Origin of the sequence: Acinetobacter stercoris, from assembly GCF_900323515.1 — a bacterium.
GTDB classification, from domain to species: Bacteria; Pseudomonadota; Gammaproteobacteria; order Pseudomonadales; family Moraxellaceae; genus Acinetobacter; species Acinetobacter stercoris.
The window spans coordinates 1-1,659 of the sequence record NZ_OOGT01000369.1 but is presented as its reverse complement, the minus strand read 5'-3'; the positions used below and the strand labels follow the sequence as shown (position 1 = coordinate 1,659).

Below are 1,659 nucleotides of genomic sequence, written 5' to 3'. Positions count from 1 at the left end.
CAATAAATAAGAACATGATTTTAATCATAAAAAAATTCATCAATAATCGGGTCATCTGATCATTAGGATCCTTGGAGCTTTCAAGGTATGTCTAGTGTTGTTTAAAAACACTCGTTGATATAACCGCTTTGAAAAATGAACAGATCCAGATCGAGTATCCCTAAATCATTTGCACCTTTTTTTATTTTCAATTTAAATAAAACCAATTATTCAGAAGTATTTCGTAATGAAAAAAGATCTTGCATTGATGATGGCTTTACCAAATGAATCCAAAGGCTTATTTGAACAGGAAAATATTCAGGTTCATTATAGCGGGATAGGCAAGATCAATGCTGCTTTTAAAACCTATGAAGTTATTCAAAAAACAGGCTGTAAAACATTATTCAATTTAGGAAGTGCGGGTAGTTCAGTATTTGATGCACATGCATTGATTGAAGTTACTCGTTTTGTACAACGGGATATGGATGTTTCACCACTCGGTTTTGAGATTGGTGTCACACCAATGGATGAGCATTTCCCGGCAGCTATTGATTTAGAACCATATTTTCCGCATTTGCAACAAGGAATATGTGGTACAGGGGATAGTTTTGAAACAGGTAAGCCCAAAATTGACTGTAATTTGGTTGATATGGAGGGATATGCAATCGCAAAAGTCTGTAAAAAGCTGGATGTTAGATTGATTTCTGTAAAATATATTACTGATGGGGCAAACGATACTGCGCATTTGGATTGGGAAGAGAATTTATTGCTTGGAGCACGTAAGCTTTTATCATTATATCAAGATATTTAAAAGGCATTTTAGTTTTGGCGACCATAGAGAACTATGGTCGTATGCCAAAATAAATAATCTCTAAAGAAAATTTATTAACATCAGAAAGGATTTTTAGCGTGGTAATACGCCATAGAGGATTAAGTGAACAGTATGTTCAATTGTTTTTTGATACATGCTCTTATTACGTAAGGTTTTTCCTGTTAGCATCTCGATTTGAGTACTAAAATCAGCGTAATTTTGAGTGATACTCCAAAGATTGATGATCAGTAACTCGGGATCGATCTGATCAGAAATCTTACCTTGTTCTTGCCAGTTCAAAATAACTTTAGCTTTACGTTTAAAAAGCTTTCTTAATGGTCCTTTTAAGATTTGAAGAATGTGCGGCGCACCTTGGATAATTTCTAAAGCAAATAATTTAGATGCTTTAGGCTGGGTTCTGGAAACTTCTATTTTCTGCTCCAAATATTGGCTTAATGCCTGAACAGGCTCTAAGTCAGCTTCAAGTACTTGTAAGGGAGCAAGCCATTTCTGCATTACTGTCGTTAAAACTTCAACGTATAACGCTTCCTTATTTTCATAATAATAGAAAATATTGGATTTATGCATTTCGGCTAATTGCGCAATTTCATCTAGGCTCGCCCCAGAGAAGCCATATTGGGAGAAAACATCAAGTGCAGCACTTAAAAGTTGCTGACGTTTTTGGGTACTCTTTTTTTGTTCCATTTCATAAATAAAAATAAAAAATTTGAAGACTAAATTGTACGGTAAATTGTTTGATTTGTGCACAGAGGAAAGCACTATTTTTAATTTATTTTACGTATTTATTGTGAAAATTGGAGAATATATGTGCAACTATAAACAAAAGTTTTTTTTGATCATTCATATAA

The 1,659-nt window shown here is 33.7% G+C and carries 2 protein-coding genes; one reads left to right on the top strand and one right to left on the bottom strand.

What is annotated here, in order from left to right; translation table 11 throughout:
* The first annotated feature begins 226 nt into the window (after positions 1–226).
* Positions 227–790 (top strand): phosphorylase family protein, encoded by a 564-nt coding sequence (locus KPC_RS19570; protein ID WP_121975973.1) that lies wholly within the window; start codon positions 227–229, stop codon positions 788–790.
* 93 nt (positions 791–883) lie between these two features.
* Here the strand turns inward: KPC_RS19570 and KPC_RS19565 are convergent, their stop codons facing one another.
* Positions 884–1,504, bottom strand: coding sequence for a TetR/AcrR family transcriptional regulator (locus KPC_RS19565; protein ID WP_171334564.1), 621 nt, complete (start codon positions 1,502–1,504; stop codon positions 884–886).
* Between the last annotated feature and the right edge of the window lie 155 nt (positions 1,505–1,659).

What these genes read in the sequence shown, in the direction of transcription:
- KPC_RS19570 (WP_121975973.1), top strand. Translation starts at nt 227, where the DNA reads ATGAAAAAAGATCTTGCATTGATGATGGCTTTACCAAATGAATCCAAA.